17 protein-coding genes are annotated in these 19,276 nt (G+C 72.6%); 12 read left to right on the top strand and 5 right to left on the bottom strand.

Annotation, left to right across the window (positions count from 1 at the left end):
- Positions 1 to 112: 112 nt before the first annotated feature.
- The gene (locus tag OG344_RS31340) at positions 113 to 1,405 is read right to left on the bottom strand and encodes a D-arabinono-1,4-lactone oxidase (protein WP_405086178.1); all 1,293 of its coding nucleotides are present in this window, start codon (positions 1,403 to 1,405) and stop codon (positions 113 to 115) included.
- Between the two features lie 77 nt (positions 1,406 to 1,482).
- Positions 1,483 to 2,673, bottom strand: a complete 1,191-nt coding sequence (locus tag OG344_RS31335; RefSeq protein ID WP_405086177.1) for an MFS transporter — start codon at positions 2,671 to 2,673, stop codon at positions 1,483 to 1,485.
- 264 nt (positions 2,674 to 2,937) lie between these two features.
- Here OG344_RS31335 and OG344_RS31330 point away from each other — a divergent pair, with 264 nt between their 5' ends.
- Positions 2,938 to 4,125, top strand: coding sequence for a lytic transglycosylase domain-containing protein (locus OG344_RS31330; RefSeq protein ID WP_405086176.1), 1,188 nt, complete (start codon positions 2,938 to 2,940; stop codon positions 4,123 to 4,125).
- Positions 4,126 to 4,134: 9 nt separating this feature from the next.
- Here OG344_RS31330 and OG344_RS31325 read toward each other — a convergent pair whose 3' ends face one another.
- Positions 4,135 to 5,121 carry a ferrochelatase gene (locus OG344_RS31325; protein WP_405086175.1) on the bottom strand — a complete coding sequence of 329 codons (987 nt, stop codon included), beginning with the start codon at positions 5,119 to 5,121 and terminating at the stop codon, positions 4,135 to 4,137.
- Positions 5,122 to 5,262: 141 nt separating this feature from the next.
- On the opposite strand from OG344_RS31325, the gene OG344_RS31320 reads away from it, so the two are divergent.
- Entirely contained in the window at positions 5,263 to 7,218 is a 1,956-nt protein-coding gene (locus tag OG344_RS31320; protein WP_405089209.1) for a prolyl oligopeptidase family serine peptidase, read from the top strand.
- 125 nt (positions 7,219 to 7,343) lie between these two features.
- Positions 7,344 to 8,165, top strand: coding sequence for an inositol monophosphatase family protein (locus tag OG344_RS31315; protein WP_405086174.1), 822 nt, complete (start codon positions 7,344 to 7,346; stop codon positions 8,163 to 8,165).
- Between the two features lie 146 nt (positions 8,166 to 8,311).
- Here OG344_RS31315 and OG344_RS31310 read toward each other — a convergent pair whose 3' ends face one another.
- Positions 8,312 to 8,476, bottom strand: a complete 165-nt coding sequence (locus tag OG344_RS31310) for a hypothetical protein (protein ID WP_405086173.1) — start codon at positions 8,474 to 8,476, stop codon at positions 8,312 to 8,314.
- Positions 8,477 to 8,719: 243 nt separating this feature from the next.
- On the opposite strand from OG344_RS31310, the gene OG344_RS31305 reads away from it, so the two are divergent.
- The 5 genes from OG344_RS31305 (at position 8,720) to OG344_RS31285 (ending at position 13,656) form a co-directional block, all read left to right on the top strand.
- Positions 8,720 to 9,373, top strand: coding sequence for a response regulator transcription factor (locus OG344_RS31305; protein WP_327046807.1), 654 nt, complete (start codon positions 8,720 to 8,722; stop codon positions 9,371 to 9,373).
- A gap of 23 nt (positions 9,374 to 9,396) precedes the next feature.
- Positions 9,397 to 10,698: a sensor histidine kinase gene (locus OG344_RS31300; protein ID WP_405086172.1), complete on the top strand. Its 1,302-nt coding sequence runs from the start codon at positions 9,397 to 9,399 to the stop codon at positions 10,696 to 10,698.
- A 257-nt stretch (positions 10,699 to 10,955) separates the two neighbouring features.
- Positions 10,956 to 11,255: a DUF4193 domain-containing protein gene (locus OG344_RS31295; protein WP_030454398.1), complete on the top strand. Its 300-nt coding sequence runs from the start codon at positions 10,956 to 10,958 to the stop codon at positions 11,253 to 11,255.
- A gap of 19 nt (positions 11,256 to 11,274) precedes the next feature.
- Positions 11,275 to 12,027: a hypothetical protein gene (locus OG344_RS31290; RefSeq protein WP_405086171.1), complete on the top strand. Its 753-nt coding sequence runs from the start codon at positions 11,275 to 11,277 to the stop codon at positions 12,025 to 12,027.
- A 231-nt stretch (positions 12,028 to 12,258) separates the two neighbouring features.
- The gene (locus OG344_RS31285; RefSeq protein WP_405086170.1) at positions 12,259 to 13,656 is read left to right on the top strand and encodes a trehalose-6-phosphate synthase; all 1,398 of its coding nucleotides are present in this window, start codon (positions 12,259 to 12,261) and stop codon (positions 13,654 to 13,656) included.
- On the opposite strand, the gene OG344_RS31280 is transcribed toward OG344_RS31285, so the two are convergent.
- Positions 13,646 to 13,963: a DUF4235 domain-containing protein gene (locus tag OG344_RS31280; RefSeq protein ID WP_405086169.1), complete on the bottom strand. Its 318-nt coding sequence runs from the start codon at positions 13,961 to 13,963 to the stop codon at positions 13,646 to 13,648. The genes OG344_RS31285 and OG344_RS31280 overlap by 11 nt on opposite strands.
- A gap of 69 nt (positions 13,964 to 14,032) precedes the next feature.
- Here OG344_RS31280 and valS point away from each other — a divergent pair, with 69 nt between their 5' ends.
- The 4 genes from valS (at position 14,033) to OG344_RS31260 (ending at position 19,163) form a co-directional block, all read left to right on the top strand.
- Positions 14,033 to 16,576, top strand: coding sequence for a valine--tRNA ligase (valS, locus tag OG344_RS31275; protein ID WP_405086168.1), 2,544 nt, complete (start codon positions 14,033 to 14,035; stop codon positions 16,574 to 16,576).
- A 68-nt stretch (positions 16,577 to 16,644) separates the two neighbouring features.
- Positions 16,645 to 17,937: an AI-2E family transporter gene (locus OG344_RS31270; RefSeq protein WP_405086167.1), complete on the top strand. Its 1,293-nt coding sequence runs from the start codon at positions 16,645 to 16,647 to the stop codon at positions 17,935 to 17,937.
- Positions 17,938 to 18,001: 64 nt separating this feature from the next.
- Positions 18,002 to 18,439, top strand: coding sequence for a dUTP diphosphatase (gene dut, locus OG344_RS31265; protein ID WP_327046800.1), 438 nt, complete (start codon positions 18,002 to 18,004; stop codon positions 18,437 to 18,439).
- Between the two features lie 46 nt (positions 18,440 to 18,485).
- Positions 18,486 to 19,163 (top strand): DUF3710 domain-containing protein, encoded by a 678-nt coding sequence (locus OG344_RS31260; protein ID WP_405086166.1) that lies wholly within the window; start codon positions 18,486 to 18,488, stop codon positions 19,161 to 19,163.
- Positions 19,164 to 19,276 lie beyond the last annotated feature (113 nt).

Below are 19,276 nucleotides of genomic sequence, written 5' to 3'. Positions count from 1 at the left end.
CCGGGCTCCGGTCTGCCCGTGCTCCGCAATGTGCCTGCCCCGGGGGAGGCTTGGGCAACACGACACGCGGAAGACGCCGGACCGTGGAGAGGGACTTTACGCGGCGATGGGGTCAGCCATCCCGCGACGCGCCGAGGACCCGGTCGAGGTAATCGTTGGCGAACAGCCCGTCGGGGTCCATCTCACGGCGCAGCGCCACGAAGTCGCCGAACCGGGGATAGACGCCACGCAGGTAGTCCGCGTCGCGGGTGTGCAGCTTGCCCCAGTGGGGCCGGCCCTCCATCCGGGTCATGATCTCCTCGACGCCCGCGAAGTACTCCGGGTCGGGCGCGCCCCGGTAGACATGGCAGGCCACGTACGCCGAGTCCCGGCCGTACGCGGTGGACAGCCAGGCGTCCGAGGGCGGCGTGACCCTGACCTCCACCGGGAACGTGACCGGCCGGCCCGACCGGTCCAGCAGGTCCCTGACCTCCCGCAGCGCGCGGGCGAGATGGCGGCGCGGGATCGCGTACTCCGTCTCCAGGAAGCGGACCTCCCGGACGGAGGTGAAGACGCGGTGGGAGACGTCCACACTCTCCGACGTCCCCAGCAGCCGCGCGGACGCCCGGTTGATCGCGGGCGCCGCCCGGGGAAAGCGGGCCCCGAGGGCGCAGGCCGCGCCGAACGCCGTGTTCTCCAGGAAGACCTCGTCGAGCCACCTCCTGAACGCCGCGGGCGGCCGGGCCGGGCCGGCGTCGCGGTTGTTGCGCTTGACCAGGCAGGTGTCGGTGTGCGGCAGCCAGAAGAAGTCGAGATGGTCGTCGCCCCCGGTCAGGTCGTCGAGCGTGTCGAGGATCCGGCCGAACGCCATCGGTTCCCGTCTGGCCCGCAGCAGGAACGCGGGCTCGACCCGGAACGTGACGGCGGTGAGGATGCCGAGCGCGCCCAGCCCGACCCGGGCCGCGTCGAACAGGTCGCCCTCCCGTACGGTCGCGACCGAGCCGTCGGCGAGCACCATCTCCAGCTCGGCGACCTGGTCGGCGAGCCCTCCGGTGTGCCTGCCGGAGCCGTGGGTGCCGGTCTGGATCGCCCCGGCGGCGGTCTGCGCGGTGATGTCGCCCATGTTGGCGAGCGCGAGCCCCCGCCGGTGGAGCTCCTCGTTGAGCGCGTGGAGCGGCGTGCCCGCGGCGACCTTCACCCAGCCGTCGCCCGCGCCGAGCACCCCGGTCAGGGCATGCGGCCGCAGCAGGACGCCGTCGGTCAGCGCCACCCCGGTGAACGAGTGCCCGGTGCCGGTCATGCGGACCCGGCGGCCCGCTCTCGCGGCGTCCCGTACGGCGTCCGCGACCTCGGCGGCCGAGGCGGGGGTGCGCACCTCGGCGGGCGTGACCGACTGGTTGCGCGCCCAGTTGACGAAGGCGTCCATGCTCTCCATCCCATGCCCGGCAGTGAACGTGAACACTACTCATAACGCCCGCGCTGCCTACACGCCAAAAAAGAGCGTCAGCCGGCCCGCTGCCGTACGCGGGCCAGCGCCGAGCCGCCGAGACCGACCGCGATGGCGAGCAGCGCGCACCCGTAGGAGAAGCCGTACGCGTTGGACGCGCCGTAGGCGTCGGTGAGCCGCCCGCCCGCCCACGCGCCGACGGCCACCCCGAGGCCGATGGACGTGGAGATCCACGCCATGCCCTCGGTGAGCTGCCCGGCCGGGACCATCCGCTCGATGAGCGAGAACCCGGTGATCAGCGTGGGGGAGATGGACAGCCCGGCGAGGAAGAGCGCCAGGGCCATCGCGCGGATGTCGTCCATCAGCAGCACCGGGGTGAACCCGGCCGCGAACAGCGACAGCCCCCGGACGAACCGGCTGCGCAGGCTGATCTTCCAGTGCCGGGAGCCGAACCACAGGCCGGAGATCATGCTGCCGGCCGCGACCGAGGCGAGCAGCAGCCCGGCCGCCGCCTTGTTGCCGTGCTCGTCGGCGAAGGCCACCGTGATGATGTCGATCGAGCCGAACACCGCGCCCATGGCGAGGAAGACGGCCGACAGCAGCGCCACCCCCGGGATCGCGATCGGCGACCCGCCCGACCTCTGGTGCCGGACGACCGGCGGCTGGGTGCCGCGCAGGCAGGCGAAGACCAGCGTGCCCGACAGGGCCAGGACGATCGTCGCGATGAGCCCGGCGTAGGCGTTGACGCCCGTCGTCAGCGCGGTGACGAACGCCGGGCCGCCCACGAAGATCAGCTCGTCGGCCACCGACTCGAACGAGAACGCCGTGTGCAGCCGGGAGGGGTCGTCGAGCACGTGCGACCAGCGCGCTCGGACCATGGAGCCCAGCGACAGGCCGGTGGCGCCGGACGCCACGCCCGCCACGTACAGGGCCCACTGGGGGGTCCGGGCGTGCGCGCACAGCATCAGCGCGGTGATCGAGGCGGCGTGCAGGAGGATGAACGGGACGAGCACCCGCGCCTGGCCGAAGCGGTCCACGAGCCGCCCCGACAGGGGCGCGGCGACCGCGAAGGCCACCGAGACGGTCGCCGCGACCGCCCCGGCGGTCGCGTACGACCCGGTGACGGCGTTGACGAGCAGGATGACCCCGATGCCGAGCATCGACATGGGCGCCCGCCCCACGAACCCCGCGAGAACGAAGCCCTTGACTCCGGGCGTGCCGAACAACCCGCGATACGGCCCGACCATTGGTGTTTCCCCTTCAGCACGATCTCGGCACGTGAGTGCGTGTGCGTCCGGGCCTGCCGTTCGGACAGCGGCGGCGGCCTGCGGAGGGTTCCGGTGAGAACTCCTGAGGCACGCGGACGTCGTTTATTTCCGGTTTCGACTATTTCCGGGTTCGACCATCCCCTGCCCGCCTATCATGGGGCAAGTGATTTTCCGTCGCCGGGGGTGCGGGGTCTGACTGTGCTTCTCCGCTCTTCCTACGCTACCGGGCGCATCCGTCCCATCGTGACCGGGCTCGCGGTCGTGATCGTCAGTGTGCTCGCCATGGGTGTCGCCGCCATCGTGACCTGGCCCGACGCCGGCGCGCTCGCGGCCGGCGCGAGCCGTGCGGACGGAGACGTGGCCGGTGACGTGGCCGGTGACCGGCCGCGTCCGGACGAGGCGCTTCCGGCCGCGCGGGCCACCACGGCCGCCCTCGTGCCCGACCGCACGCTGCCGTCGAGCGCGCCCGTCGCCGGCGGCCCGGGCGTGCAGGTCACGCCGCCGCGGCTCCTGGCGATCTCCCCGGCCACGGTCCCGGCGGAGACGCTCCGAAAGATCGCCACGCTGCCGCACGTGCAGAAGGTGGCGGTCACCGACGGCGGCGCGGTCCGCGTCTCCGGTACGGCCCTGCGCCTGCTCGCGGTCGACCCGGCGCAGTTCCGCTCCTGGACCCCCAAGCGGGTCGCCGAGCACCCGGAGGTGTGGAGCGCGCTCGCCCGGGGCGAGCTGGTCGCCGACAGCGGGACGATCAAGCGTCTCGGCATGGCGCTGGGCGTGGACTACCAGATCGACGGCGGCCCCCGGCTGCGGGTCGCGGCCTCGGCCTCGCTCGGGCTGCCCGACATCGACGGGCTGGTCAGCCGGGACGTGGGGCAACGGCTCGGCTTCCCCGGCGGGGTCGTGGTGCTCGTGCACGGCGACCCCGGCAAGGTGGACCGGGACGCGGTCGCCCGCCTGCTCGGCAAGGGCGCGCAGGTCGTGCGGATCGGCGCGGAGAGCGAACGGCCGCCGAAGGCCGCGGCGCCGCAGGGCCAGGCCCTGGTGGGCAGGCCGGAGAGCTACCTCGAGCTCTACCAGCGCTCGGCGACCGTGTGCCCCGGCCTCTCGTGGACCGTCCTCGCCGCGATCGGCCAGGTGGAGAGCAGCCACGGCCGCAACAACGGCCCGTCGTCCGCCGGGGCGCTCGGGCCGATGCAGTTCATGCCCGCCACCTGGAAGTCGTACGGCGTGGACGGCGACGGCGACGGCAAGGCGGACATCTGGAGCCCCTTCGACGCGGTGCCGTCGGCGGCCACCTACCTGTGCGCCAACGGGGCGGGCCAGGGCGGCGAGAAGCTCAGGAAGTCCGTGTGGTTCTACAACCACTCCTGGGACTACGTGAACAAGGTGCTGTCGCTCGCGGACGCCTACGCCCGCACGTACGCCTCCTGACTCAGGACTCTAGGAGGGCCGGCGGGCGGGGGCCGGGCAGCAGGTGCCCGGGCACGGCGCGGGCGCGGGTTCGGCGAGCAGCTCGGCCACCATCGAGACGAACCGCGGATGGGTGCCGGCGGTCGCGGCCCTGGTGAGCGGCAGGCCGAGCTTGGCCGCCAGGTCGGCGGCCTCCGTGTCGAGGTCGTAGACGACCTCCATGTGGTCGGACACGAACCCGATCGGCACCAGCGTCACGGCCGGCACGCCCTCGGCGTGCAGCGCCTCCAGATGGTCGCAGACGTCCGGCTCCAGCCACGGCACCTGCGGCGGGCCGCTGCGGCTCTGCCACACCAGGTCCCACGGGCGTCCCGCGTCCACCTGCTCGACCACCAGCCGCGCGGTCTCGCGCAGCTCGGCCTCGTACGCGCCCCCGGACGGGCCGGCGGTGCGCGCCATGGAGACGGGGATGCTGTGCGCGGTGAAGACGAGCCGGGCGCCGGTCCGCACGTCCTCGGGGAGCGCGGCGAGCGCGTCGCGGGTGTTGTCGGCCATCGCGGCCACGAACCCGGGGTGGTCGTAGTAGTGGCGCAGCTTGACGATCTCGGGAGCCCCCGGCACGGCGGCGCGGGCGCGGTCGATGTCGTCGAGGTACTGCCGGCAGCTCGAATAGGAGCGGTAGGCCGCGGTGACGAAGGCCGCCGCCCGGCGGACCCCGTCCTCCTTCATCCGCCGGACCGTGTCCTCCAGGAACGGATGCCAGTTGCGGTTGCCCCAGTAGACCGGAAGGTCAACCTCCAGCGCGTCGATCAGCTCCCGGCACTGCCGGTTGATCGGGCTGACCCCGCCGAACCGCTGGTAGTGCGCCTCGACCTCCAGCAGCCGCGCACGCGGCACGCCCCGGCCGCGGACGACGTTCTCCAGGAACGGCATGACGTCCCCGGGCCCTTCCGGCCCGCCGAACGAGACGACGAGCAGAGCGTCATACCCGGCGTCGGACCCCGTGGTGCTCCCCATGAACGACAACACTATCGGGGGGTCGAGACGGGCGGCCCGGGCGAGTAGGTTCGAGCGGTGACCCAATTTCCCGACCCCCGCGAGTACCCCGGGATCCGTGAGTACCCCGGCCTCCGTGAGTACCCCGATATCCGCGAGTACATGGCCCTGCCGCGCGTGGCGTCGCTGCGACTGTCACCCGACGGAACCCGGCTCGTGTCCGTGGTCCAGTCCCTCAACCCCGACGGCAGGTCGTACGGAACGGCGCTGTGGGAGATCCCCCTCACCCCTGACGGCGAGCCGCACCGGCTGACGCGGTCGGCGAAGGGGGAGGCGGGCGCGGAGTTCGCCCCCGGCGGAGGCCTGCTGTTCGTCTCCCGGCGCCCCGACGAGACGGTCGAGGAGGCCGGCGGCGAGGTGCCCGCGCTGTGGCTGCTGCCCGAGCGGGGCGAGCCCGTACGGCTGGCCACCCGCCCCGGCGGGATCGGCGCGGTCCGGGCGGCCGGCGACGTGGTGGTCTACGCGTCGGAGGTGCTGCCCGGCGACGCCGCGACCGAGGAGGAGCGCCGTAAGGGCCGCGAGGACGACGGCGTCAGCGCGATCCTGCACGAGGGCTACCCGATCCGCTTCTGGGACCACGACCTCGGCCCGGCGCAGCCCCGGCTCTTCGCGGGCCGCGCCACCCGGGACGGCCTGGAGGACGTCCGGGACCTGACCCCCGAGCCGGGCGGCGCGCTGCGCGACGCCTCCTTCGCGGTCGTCCCCGACGGCTCGGCCGTGATCACCGCCTGGCGGGAGTTCCTGCCGAACGGCGCGGGGCGCACCGACCTGGTCGCGATCGATCTCGCGGACGGGTCGCGGCGGACGCTCGCGACCTCGCCGGAGCACGACTTCGGCGGGCCGGTCCTGGTGTCGCCCGACGGGCGGCACGTCGTCTGCACCCGGGAGCGGCACGGCACGGAGCGGGTCTCGGTCACGGTCGACCTGTGGGTGATCGACCTGGACACCGGGGTGGGACGGGCCGTCGCCGAGGAGATCTTCCCCTCGTCGGTCGCGTGGGCGCCCTCGTCGGCGGAGCTCTACGTCGCCGCCGACGACCGGGGCCGCCGCCCGGTCTTCCGGGTCTCCCTCGACGCGCCCGCCGGCTCGGGGCCGACCCGGCTGACCTCCGACGACGGCGCCTACGCCGAGCTGTGCCCGGCCGCTGGAGGGGAGGTCTACGCCCTGCGCGGCGCGGTCGACTCGCCGCCCGCGCCGGTGCGGATCGACCCGGACGGCACGGTGACCACGCTGCCCTCGCCCGTTCCCGCGCTCGACCTGCCGGGCACTCTGACCGAGGTCACCGCCACGGCCGACGACGGCACCGAGATCCGGGGCTGGCTGGTCGTCCCCGCCGGGGCGGCCGCCGAGAGCCCGGCGCCGTTCCTGCTGTGGATCCACGGCGGGCCGCTCGGGAGCTGGAACGACTGGAGCTGGCGCTGGAACCCCTGGCTGATGGCCCGGCACGGATACGCCGTGCTGCTGCCCGACCCCTGCCTGTCCACCGGGTACGGCCAGGGCATGATCGACCGGGGCTGGGGCGACTGGGGCCCGGTCACCCACGCCGACCTGATGGCGATCACCGACGAGTGCCTGAAGCGGCCGGAGATCGACGAGCAGCGGACGGCGGCGATGGGCGGGTCGTTCGGCGGTTACATGGCCAACTGGGTCGCCGGGCACACCGACCGTTTCCGGGCGATCGTGACGCACGCCTCCCTGTGGAACCTGGAGCAGTTCGCGGGCACCACGGACGGCGCGGACTACTGGCAGCGCGAGTTCGGCGCGCCCGGCTCGGCCCGCTACGAGCGCCTCTCGCCCCACCGGTGGCTCGGCGAGATCAGGACGCCGATGCTGGTGATCCACGGCGACAGGGACTACCGCGTGCCGATCGGCGAGGGCCTGCGGCTGTGGTGGGACCTCCAGCGGTCGGGGGTCGAGGCGAAGTTCCTCTACTTCCCCGACGAGAACCACTGGGTGCTGGGGCCCGGCAACGCGATCGCGTGGTACGAGACCGTCCTGGCCTTCCTGGGTCAGCACGTGCTCGGGGAGGAGTGGCGCCGCCCGGCCTCCCTGCGGTGACCGTCCGAGAGCCTTCGATCCCGGTTTGGGAGGATGTGCGGGTTACCCGTGGCCGTTCCGCTCCGGCGGACGGCCCCGGGTGATCAACGACGGACGATCACCGACTCAGGAGGGGGCACACCGGCATGGACGAGCGGGAGCGGCAGGACGACGGCGTACGGGAGGAGGAGCTGCTGGAGCTGGCGGCCCGCATCGCGGAGGAGGCCGGCCAGATGCTGCTCGCCAAGCGGCCCGCGCGGCCCGAGGTGCTCGCCACCAAGTCGAGCCCCACCGACGTCGTCACCGCGCTGGACCGGGCCGCCGAGGAACTGATCCGCGCCCGCATCGCCGAGGCCAGGCCGGGTGACGCGGTCCTCGGCGAGGAGGGCGGCGACACCCCCGGCGAGGGCGTGGTCCGCTGGGTCGTCGACCCCATCGACGGCACGGTCAACTTCCTGTACGGCGTGCCCGACTGGGCGGTCAGCATCGGCGTCGAGGTGGACGGCGAGATCGTCGCGGGGGTGGTCAACAACGTCCCGCGCGGTGAGCTGTTCACCGCCCGCCGGGGCGGCGGCGCGTGGCTGCGGGGCGAGCGGCTGCGCTGCAACACCGGCGTCCCGCTCGACCGCGCGCTCGTCGCGACCGGCTTCGGCTACGGCGCCGCCCGGCGCCGCGTGCAGGCCGAGGTGGTCGCGCAGGTGGTGCCGAGGGTCAGGGACATCCGGCGGGGCGGCTCCTGCGCGATCGACCTCTGCTCGGTGGCGGCGGGCCGGGTCGACGCCTACTACGAGCGCGGCGCCAACTACTGGGACCACGCCGCGGGCGGCCTGGTCGCCACCGAGGCGGGGGCGCGGCTCGGCGGCCTGAACGGCAGACCGGTCAGCCCCGACATGGTGCTCTGCGCCGCGCCCGGGCTCTTCGAGGAACTGCACGACCTGCTCGTCCCCCTCGACCCCGAGCGGGACTGACCACCACATCCCCACCACATCCCCACCACATCCCCACCACATCCCCACCACATCCCCACCAAATCCCCGGCACATCCCCGGCACATCCCCGGCACAGGCGAGGGGGCCCGCCGTCCGGCGGGCCCCCTCGTCAGGTGACGGTGCGGTCAGCGGTTGATGGAGATGCCGTGATCCTCCGCGAGGCGGTGCAGGTCCTCGATCTCGGCGGTGAGGGTGTCGGCGAGGAAGTCGTCCCCGCTCGTCGTGGCCTCTTCAAGACCCTTGTAGGCCTGGTCGAGCCTGGATTCGATCGTGGTCGTGAACTCGCCCATCTCACCTTCTTTCTCAGGGGGCGGACGTGTGTCATGGGGACGCCGGCGCGGATTCCGCTCAGGAGAGACGCGCCTACCCCGGCACACGACATGGAGGGTGCCCGGGGCCATACCCATAACCGGACCGACCGCAAACCTGTGAATTTATGTGCTCTACGTCACGTAGAGTGCCGGAGCCGCTTACCGGCGGCTTACGCCGGTCAGGGCCACAATGAGGCGTCCGTACCAGCGAGGAGGACCGTGATGCGCGTTCTAGTGGTGGAGGACGAGAGGGTGCTCGCGGACGCGATCGCCACCGGCCTCCGCCGGGAGGCGATGGCCGTGGACGTCGCCTACGACGGCGCCGCCGCCCTGGAGAAGACGGGATACATCGACTACGACGTGATCGTGCTCGACCGCGACCTGCCGAGGGTCCACGGTGACGAGGTGGCCCGCCGCCTGGTCGCGGAGCGGTCCGCCTCGCGGATCATCATGCTCACCGCGGCGGGCGACGTCGACGCCAAGGTGGAGGGGCTGGAGCTCGGCGCCGACGACTACCTGGCCAAGCCGTTCGTCTTCATGGAGCTCGTGGCCCGGGTGCGCGCGCTCGGGCGCCGGTCCGCGCCGGCGCTGCCGCCCGTGCTGGAGCGGGCCGGGATCCGGCTCGACCCCGGGAAGCGCCAGGTGGCCCGGGACGGCGCGGAGATCCACCTCACCAAGAAGGAGTTCGCGGTGCTGGAGGAGCTGATGCGCGCCGAGGGCGTGGTCGTGAGCCAGGAGGACCTGCTCGACAAGGCGTGGGACGAGAACATCGACCCGTTCACCAACGTGGTCAGGGTGACGATGATGACCCTGCGCAAGAAGCTGGGCGACCCGCCGGTCATCGAGACGGTGCCGGGCGTCGGTTACCGGCTGTGACGCGCGGCCGGATGTCGGACCCGATGGGCACCGGTCCCTACCGCAGCCAGGTTCCGCCGCCGCCCAGCGGGCCGCCCGCCTGGGACGGCCCGCCGCCCCTGATCGCCCATCCCGTCCAGCGGGCCAACCTCCTCGACGAGATGCGGTCGCTGCAGAACCGCGTGAGCATCCGCTGGCGGCTGACCCTCACGTACGCCGCGCTGGTCTTCGTCGCCGGCGCGCTGCTGGTGATGGTCATGTACGTGCTGGTCGGTCACGCGATCAACGTCGGCTGGCAGAGCGTGCCGAAGATCCTGCTGCCGCCGAGCGTGCCGCAGGAGGTGATCGACGAGTTCAACAACAACTACGCCAACCTCCAGGCGGAGGCCACGGCGGCGGCGCGGGGCGAGCTGCTGCAGCGGTCGCTGCTGGCGCTGCTCGGCGTGGGCATCTTCGCCCTGATCCTCGGATACGTCGTGGCCGACCGGGCGCTGCGGCCGATCATCAAGATGACGGCCACCGCGCGGAAGCTGTCGGAGACCTCCCTCGCCCACGAGCGCATCGACCTCCAGGGCCCCGACGACGAGCTGAAGGAGCTGGCCGACACGTTCGACGCCATGCTCACCCGGCTCAACACCGCCTTCGACGCCCAGCGGAGGTTCGTGGACAACGCCTCGCACGAGCTGCGCACGCCACTGGCGATCAACCGCACCGTGCTGGAGGTGGCCCTGTCCGACCCCGAGGCGTCGGACGACCTCAAGGTGCTCGGGCGCACGCTCCTCGGCACCACCGCGCGCAACGAGCGGCTCATCGAGGGCCTGCTGCTGCTCGCCCGCAGCGAGCGGGAGCTGTCGGTGCGGAGGCCCGTGGACGTGCAGGAGGTGGCGAGGACGGCGGTGGAGCAACTGGCCGCCTACGCCGAGGAGGAAGAGGTCACGGTCGAGCACGATCTTCATCCCGCCGCCACGACGGGCGACCCCGTTCTCGTCGAACGCTGCCTCTCGAACCTCGTCGAGAACGGCATCAAGCACAATCTCGGTCCCGGCGGAAAAGTATGGGTCCGTACGGGAATGGTGGACGGGGGTGCCGTTGTTCAGGTCGCGAACACGGGACCGCACGTTCCCGCGTACGAGGTGGAGAGCCTGTTCGAGCCGTTCCGGCGGCTGAACGCCGACCGGGTTCAGTCCGCCAAAGGCGCGGGTCTCGGCCTGTCCATCGTGCGCGCGATCGTCCGGGCGCACGGCGGAACGGTCGTCGCCGTCCCCCGCGACGGGGGTGGGCTCGTGGTGACGGTGCGACTCTCCGGAAACGGGGTTTCTCCGGGGATGCCGCAGTCGGCGCGCTGATGGAGCGTGCGCGCCGTACATGTGGTTGGATGTGCCGTCGAACACGGTGGGGATACCGCCGATACTGTGGTTTTCGCCATATTTGGCTAACCGCAGTCCCCGGCGGTGCACGCCACCCGTGTCGGGAGGTTCAGTGTTCGTTCAAGCGGGTACCGATTGCACGATTTTCCGGCCCCGCGGGCACAACACCGGCCTCCCGAGCGTTAAGACGCGCGACACAGGGCGCAGGCAGATAGATGAGGGGGATGGAGTAGCAGATGGCTACCGACTACGACAGCCCGCGTAAGACCGACGACGACCTCAGCGAGGACAGCCTCCAGGAACTACAGGCGCGCCGCAGCGACAAGTCGTCGGGCAGCATCGACATCGACGAGACCGATCTGGCCGAGTCGCTGGAGCTGCCGGGGGCGGACCTGTCGAACGAGGAGCTCTCGCTTCGGGTGATTCCTCGGCAGGCCGACGAATTCACCTGCTCGCGGTGCTTCCTGGTGCACCACCGCAGCCAGCTGGCCTCGGAGAAGAACGGCCAGCAGGTCTGCCGCGAGTGTGCCGCCTAGGAGACCCTGAGGAGGGTCCGTGACTTCAGACGCGGATCGGACGAACGACGAGGTGGCCGACCTGGTCGGCAAACTCGTGGCCCCTGAGGAGACGGACGGGGCCGAGCGGCGACGGCTGCTCGGCCGCCTCGGCAAAGTCTTGGCGCAGTCCGCCGGCAGGGCGCGCGAGCGGGGGACCGGCCGGGGCCGGTGGCTGGCCGACGTGTTCATGAACATCGCCCCGCGGTTACCGATCAGGGACCTGGAGACGCTGCGGGAACACCACTACGAGCTCACCGGCGACCAGCTCGCCGACGACCTCGTCCGCACCGCCGCCAAGGCGACCACGGCGGTCGGCGCGGTCGGCGGAGCGCTCGCCGCCGCCGAGTTCGCCGCCCCGCCCCTGCTGCTGTCCGCGCCCGCCCAGATCGTCGCCGAGACGCTCGTCGTGGCGGCCATCGAGGTGAAGCTCCTCGCCGAGCTCCACGAGGTGTACGGCGTGCAGGTGCCCGGAAACGGCTCCCAGCGGGCGGCCGCGTTCGCCCTCGCCTGGTCGAAACAGCGGGGCGTCAATCCCCTCGCCCCCGGCTCGGCCACGATCGCGCTCGGCACCGCCGCGAAGACCGCGCTGCGCAACCGCCTGATGCGCACGCTCGGCCGGCACCTCACCACCCTCGGCCCCTTCCTCACCGGAGCGGTGGCGGGCGCCGCCCTCAACCGGGCCGCCACCAAGAAGCTCGCCGCCGCCGTGCGCGCGGACCTGCACCGCCGGCCCGCCCTCCCGCCGAGCTGACCCCCGTTCCCGGGCGGTAGGGCCAGGTGGCCATCCCAATCGGCACTCTCCGGGCGTCCCGATGTTCCGGGTAGAGAAATGTCACCGATTGGTCTAAACCACTTGGCGAGGCCCCGTGAGCTGCGTGAGATCATTCTCACAGTTTCAACTGTGAATTGTGCACGTCATTACGGGTATGGGGTCGCCTGGTGGCTTTCCGTATGGTGGTCACAAGCGACCCTGGAGGGGTTCATGCGTGATGGCACCAGCTCTTTTCTGATCGTCGCGAACCGGCTGCCGGTCGACCGCGTGGGTGAGAACGAGTGGCGTCGCAGCCCCGGGGGACTGGTGACCGCCATCGCGCCCGTCATGCAGCGGCGTGACGGCGCCTGGCTCGGCTGGACCGGCGCGGCGGGGGAGGAGCTCAAGCCGTTCGACCACGACGGCATGCAGCTGATCCCCGTTCCGCTGTCCCAGCTCGAGGTCGAGCTGTACTACGAGGGGTTCTCCAACGCCACCCTGTGGCCGCTGTACCACGACGTGGTCGCCACCCCGATCTACTCCCGGGTGCTCTGGGACGCCTACAAGGCCGTCAACGACCGGTTCGCCCGGGCCGCCGCCGAGGCCGCCGCCCCCGGCGCGGTCGTGTGGGTGCAGGACTACCAGCTCCAGCTCGTGCCGGCGATGCTGCGCAAGCTGCGGCCCGACCTGAAGATCGGGTTCTTCCTGCACATCCCGTTCCCGCCGGGCGAGCTGTTCTACCAGCTCCCCTGGCGCAAGGAGATCCTGGAGGGCCTGCTCGGCGCCGACCTGGTCGGCTTCCAGCGGCCGGGCGGCGCCGCCAACTTCCTGCGCCTGTGCCGCCGCCTGCTGGGCCTTCAGCACCTGCGCAACGAGATCCAGCTGGAGGACCGGACGGTGCGCGCCGAGTCGTTCCCGATCTCGGTCGACTTCGGCGAGCTGGACCAGCTCGTCCGCGAGCCGCGCGTCCAGGAGCGGGCCAGGGCGATCCGGGCCGAGCTGGGCGACCCCGAGCACATGCTGCTCGGCGTCGACCGGCTCGACTACACCAAGGGCATCGGCCAGCGGCTCAAGGCGTTCGGTGAGCTGCTCGACGACGGGTCGGTCAAGCCGGGCGAGGCGGTGTTCGTCCAGGTCGCGACGCCGACGCGGGAGCGGGTCGCCGAGTACATCCGATTGCGGGGCGACATCGAGCTGCGGGTGGGCCGCATCAACGGCGAGCACGGCATGCTCGGCCGCCACCCGATCTCCTACCTGCACCAGTCGTACAACAAGGAGGAGCTGGCCGCGTTGTACTGCGCGGCCGACGTCATGGTCGTCACGCCGCTGCGCGACGGCATGAACCTGGTCGCCAAGGAGTACGTCGCCTGCCGCCACGACCTGCGCGGCGCGCTGGTGCTGAGCGAGTTCGCCGGGGCGGCCGAGGAGATGCGCCAGGCCTACCTGGTCAACCCGTACGACATCGCCGGAATGAAGCGCGCGATGCTGGCCGCGATGCGGGCGACCCCGCACGAGCTCGGCCGCCGGATGCGCACGCTGCGGCGCAGGGTCGCCTCACACGACGTGGACAGGTGGGCCAGTGACTTCCTCACGGCCCTGGAGTCCGGGGAGCCGGCGCCTACGGAGTGAGGTCGCGGGCGGCGTCCTTCCAGGAACGCCACTTCCTGGCCGCCGCCCGGGTCGCCACGATCCGGGTGACCTCGATGCCGAGGCCCATCACGACGGCGTAGGCGATCGCCTCGCCGAGGCCGATGTCCGGGGAGTCGGCGCTCGCCGGGGGCTCCTTGCCGGTCGCCTTCTCCCAGGCGTACGCCAGCACCTTGCGGGAGGCGAAGCCCACCACGAGGCCCAGCAGTCCGCCGATGATCCGCCACTGCATGTCGGGCTTATCCGACAGGCCGAGTTCCCGCTTGGCCGCGCGAGCCGTGTCCGCCATGATTCCTCCTCCGTAACGACCTTAGTGTCTCCCCTCGGGGAGACGCACCACGCCATACCATGTGGTGGCATGACCGAACAGCGACTCCCCGCAGCCATGCCCGAGAAACCTGCTCTCGACGGCCTGGAGGCGGTATGGGTAGCGCGCTGGGAGGCCGCCGGGACCTACCGGTTCGACCGGTCCCGCGGCAGGGACGAGGTCTACTCCATCGACACCCCGCCGCCGACCGTGTCCGGATCCCTCCACGTGGGGCATGTCTTCTCCTACACGCACACGGACACGATCGCCCGGTACAGGCGGATGCGGGGACGCGAGGTCTTCTACCCGATGGGGTGGGACGATAACGGCCTGCCCACCGAGCGCCGGGTGCAGAACCACTTCGGCGTCCGCTGCGACCCCTCCGTGCCGTACGACCCGGACTTCACGCCGCCGGAGAAGCCGGACCCCAAGCGGCAGGCGCCGATCTCGCGCCGCAACTTCATCGAGCTGTGCGAGCGGCTGACCGCCGAGGACGAGAAGGCGTTCGAGGAGCTGTGGCGCCGCCTCGGCCTGTCGGTGGACTGGTCGCTGACCTACGCGACCATCGACGCCGGCGCCCGGGCCGCCTCGCAGCGGGCGTTCCTGCGGGGCCTCGCCCGCGGCGAGGCGTACGTCGCGGAGGCGCCCACCCTGTGGGACGTCACGTTCCGCACCGCCGTGGCCCAGGCCGAGCTGGAGGACCGGGAGTGGCCCGGCGCCTTCCACCGCATCGGCTTCGACCTGTCGCCCGCGCAGCGCGAGCAGGGGTTCGGCGAGCGCGTGTGGATCGAGACGACCCGGCCCGAGCTGATCCCGGCCTGCGTGGCCCTGGTCGCCCACCCCGACGACGAGCGGTACCGGCCGCTCTTCGGCACCACCGTGCGCACCCCGGTCTTCGGGGTCGAGGTGCCGGTCGTGGCCCACCACCTGGCCGAGCCGGACAAGGGCTCGGGCATCGCGATGATCTGCACCTTCGGCGACGTGACCGACGTGACCTGGTGGCGCGAGCTCGACCTGCCGACCCGGCCGGTGATCGGCTGGGACGGCCGCCTGCTCCCCGAGCCGCCGCACGGCGTGCCCGCCGGGCCGTACGCCGAGCTGGCGGGCCGCACGGTGCACGGCGCGCGGGAGCGGATCGTCGGGATGCTGCGCGAGTCGGGCCACCTGGACGGCGAGCCGCGCGCCGTCCGGCGGCCGGTGAAGTTCTACGAGAAGGGCGACCGCCCGCTGGAGATCGTCACCACCCGGCAGTGGTACATCCGCAACGGCGGCAGGGACCTCGCCCTGCGCCGCGCGCTGCTCGACCGGGGCGGGGAGCTGGAGTGGCACCCGCCGCACATGCGGGTCAGGTACGACAACTGGGTGGAGGGCCTGGCCGGCGACTGGCTGATCTCGCGCCAGCGGTTCTTCGGCGTGCCGATCCCGGTCTGGTATCCCCTCGACGCCGAGGGCGAGCCCGTCCACGAGGCGCCGATCACCCCGCCGGAGGGGGCGCTGCCCGTCGACCCCTCCAGCGACGTGCCGCCCGGCTACACCGAGGACCAGCGCGGCAAGCCGCTCGGCTTCGCCGGCGACCCCGACGTCATGGACACGTGGGCGACCTCCTCGCTGACCCCGCAGATCGCCGCCGGGTGGGAGCGCGACGACGACCTGTTCCGCCGCGTGTTCCCGATGGACCTGCGGCCCCAGGCCCACGAGATCATCCGTACCTGGCTGTTCTCGACGGTCGTGCGGTCGCACCTGGAGCACGGCGGGCTGCCCTGGCGGCACGCGGCGATCTCCGGGTGGATCCTCGACCCGGACCGCAAGAAGATGTCGAAGTCCAAGGGCAACGTGGTCACGCCCATGGGCCTGCTGGAGGAGCACGGCTCCGACGCGGTCCGCTACTGGGCGGCGAGCGGCCGGCCCGGCACCGACACCGCCTTCGACACGGGCCAGATCAAGATCGGCCGGCGGCTGGCCATCAAGATCCTGAACGCGTCGAAGTTCGCGCTGGGCTTCCGGTCGGGCGGGGGCGGGGAGGTCAAGGAGCCGGTCGACCTGTCCATGCTGGCCGCGCTGCGGACGGTCGTCGACGAGGCCACCGAGGCGTTCGAGGCGTACGACTACACGCGGGCGCTGGAGCGGACCGAGCGGTTCTTCTGGTCGTTCTGCGACGACTACGTGGAGCTGGTCAAGGCTCGCGCGTACGCCGGGGACGCGTCGGCGGTCGCCGCCCTGCGCGCGGCGCTCGGCGTGCTGCTGCGGCTGTTCGCGCCGTTCCTGCCGTTCGTGACCGAGGAGGTCTGGTCGTGGTGGCGGGAGGGGTCGGTGCACCGCGCCGCCTGGCCGTCTCCGCGGGACCTGCCCGAGGCGGAACGCGGCGACCCCGCGGTGCTGGAGGCGGTGGCCGAGGTGCTGCGCCGGGTGCGGCGGGCCAAGTCGGAGGCCCGGAGGTCCATGCGGGCCGAGGTGTCCCGGCTGACCGTGTCGGGCGACCAGGCCGGCCTCGTCAGGCTCGCCCAGGACGACCTGTGTGCGGCGGCCAACGTCGAGGAGTTCGTCCTCGAGCCCGGCGACGCCCCCCTCGACGCCGTGGCCGAACTGGCCGCCTGACGGGGCCGCCGGCAGACGGAAGGTAAAACGACTGCGCGCCGCACCCCCGGGCATGCCAGGCTGGAGCCGTGATCCCGTCCAAGAGGCGATCCCCCGAGGGGGTGCCGCCGACACTCGCCACGCTGGCGGCGTGGAGCTGGCGGCTGCTTCTGGTGGGCGCGGCGATCTACGTGCTGGCGATGATCATCGGCAGGATCAGTTTCGTGGTCCTGCCGGTGGCCGTCGCGCTGCTGCTCGCCGCGCTGCTGTATCCGCTCACCAGGCGGCTGCGGGAGGCCGGGCTGCGGCCGATCTACGCGACGTGGATCACGATGCTCCTCGGCCTCGCCGTGATCGTGGGCATCGGCATCCTCATCGGCACCCGGGCGAACGAGGAGTTCCCCGGGCTGGTCGCGCAGATCCAGCTCACCGCGCGCAACCTGCAGGGCTGGCTGCTGCACGGCCCCCTTCACCTGAAGGAGGCCCAGATCGCCGACATCGTCGACCAGCTGAGCCGGCAGGTCAACGAGCAGCGCAGCCAGATCACCAGCACCCTGCTGACCGGCGCCACCGCGTTCGTCGAGGTCCTGGCCTCGATCGTCCTGCTGCTCTTCGTGACGTTCTTCCTGCTCAAGGATGGCGACCGCATCTGGGCCTGGTTCCTGCGCGGCTTCGGCGGGGCCGCGCCCCGCGTCGACCGGGCCGGCCGGGCCGCCTGGGTGACGATCTCCCACTACGTGCACGGCACGGTGGCCGTCGCGGCCATCCACGGCATCGTGATCGGCATCGTGCTCGCCGGGATGCGGGTGCCGCTGTGGGCACCGCTCGCCGTGCTCATCTTCTTCGCGAGCTTCATCCCGATCGTCGGCATCCTCTTCGCGGGGGTGATCGCGACGCTCGTGACCTTCGGCTCGCAGGGGTGGGTCTACGCCCTGGTGTTCGTCGGCGTCCTCGTGGTCGAGCAGCAGCTGGAGAACCATGTGCTCCAGCCGCTGATCGTCGGTCGCGCGCTGGCCTTCCACCCGCTGGCGATCATCCTCGTCCTGGCCGTCGGCGGCGTGCTCGGCGGCATCGCCGGGGCGGCCGTGGCGGTGCCGCTCACGGCGGTCATCTACCGCGCGCTCCCGGAGCTGCGCTCCGATCGGCCCGCCATCGAGCCGTCGGGGGACGGGGGAGACGCGGGCCCGCCGGACGGCCCTCCGGGGCCCGCCGCGCCCGCCCCGGAGCCTGCCTCGGAGCCCGCCCCGGAGCCCGCCCCGGAGCCCGGGCACGCCGGTTTCGCGGCCGGGAGGGGCGGGGAGGCGGAGGAGGACCGGCCCACGGGGACGGCGCCGCCGTCCTCCGGCGCGGGAGAGGCGGTGTCGCCCCAGCGCAACGGGTAGGGTCTTGCCTCATGAGCAGCCCTGTGCCGAGCGCCACATCGCCGGCGGGAACCGAGGCCGCCGCGTGAGCGTCGAGATCCTGATCCACCGGCTCGATCCGGGCCTGCCGCTGCCCGCGTACGCGCACCCCGGCGACGCCGGGGCCGACCTGTACGCGGCGGAGGACGTCGAACTGCTGCCCGGGGAGCGGGCCGTCGTGCGGACCGGCGTCGCGATCGCGCTGCCGGACGGCTACGCGGCGTTCGTGCATCCGCGTTCGGGCCTCGCCGCCCGGCACGGGGTCACGCTGGTGAACGCGCCCGGCACGGTCGACGCCGGCTACCGGGGCGAGATCAGGGTCACGATGATCAACACCGACGCCAAGGACGCCGTACGGCTCCGGCGGGGCGACCGGATCGCCCAGCTCGTCGTCCAGCGGGTGGAGCGTGCGGCGTTCTACGAGGTGGACCGGTTGCCCGGCTCCGTACGGGGCACGAACGGGTTCGGCTCGACCGGGAGCTGACAACCCCGGGCACGGGTACGCCCGGCACGGGCAGGACACGAGGAGAGTGAGCGAAGTGTTTCGACGCCGGCGACGCGCGGAGGAGGAGACCGCACCGGCCGTCCGGGAGGACAGCCCCGCCCCGGCGCGGACGACGGGCCCCTGGGACGCGGCGGACGACTACCCGGAGGCCGAACGGGTCGACCTGGGAGGCCTGCGCCTGCCCGTCGACCCCCGGTTCGAGATCCAGCTCAGGGTGGACGGCGACCAGATCACCGGGGTGATCGTCCTGCTGGAGGGGAGCCTGCTGCAGGTCCAGGCGGTCGCCGCGCCCAAGCGGAACGGCGTCTGGGACGAGATGCGGGCCGACGCCGTCCGGGACGTCACCGCCGCGGGCGGGGCCCTGGAGGAGCGGGACGGGCCCTTCGGCCCCGAGCTTGTGGGCCGGGCCCCCGCGCAGGGCCAGACGGAGCCGCAGCCGGTGCGTTTTCTCGGCGTGGACGGCCCCCGCTGGTTCCTGCAGGCCGTCATCAGCGGCCCGGCGGCGGCCGGCGGGGAGGCAGGCGACGTCCTGGAGGACGTGGTCCGCGGCATCGTGGTGGTCCGCGGCGACGAGCCGATGCCGCCCAGGGAGGTGATCCCGCTGCGTCTTCCGGCGGAACGGCAGCCCGCGGACGAGCAGGCGCCCGGCCGGGAGGAGCTGCGGCCGTTCGAGCGCGGCCCGGAGATCAACGAGATCCGCTGAGCGGCGCGTCCGGCCCGCCGGGACCTCCCCGCGGGCCGGGCTCCCGGCGCTCCGGGACCTCGCCCGCGGGCCGTTGGCGAATCGGGGGCAAGCCCTGCCCTCGCCGTCCTTCT

The sequence above is a fragment of the Microbispora sp. NBC_01389 genome, assembly GCF_045040095.1.
In the GTDB taxonomy this organism is placed as follows: domain Bacteria; phylum Actinomycetota; class Actinomycetes; order Streptosporangiales; family Streptosporangiaceae; genus Microbispora.
The sequence above is the reverse complement of the archived record's forward strand: the minus strand, read 5'-3'. Positions and strand labels throughout refer to the sequence as shown.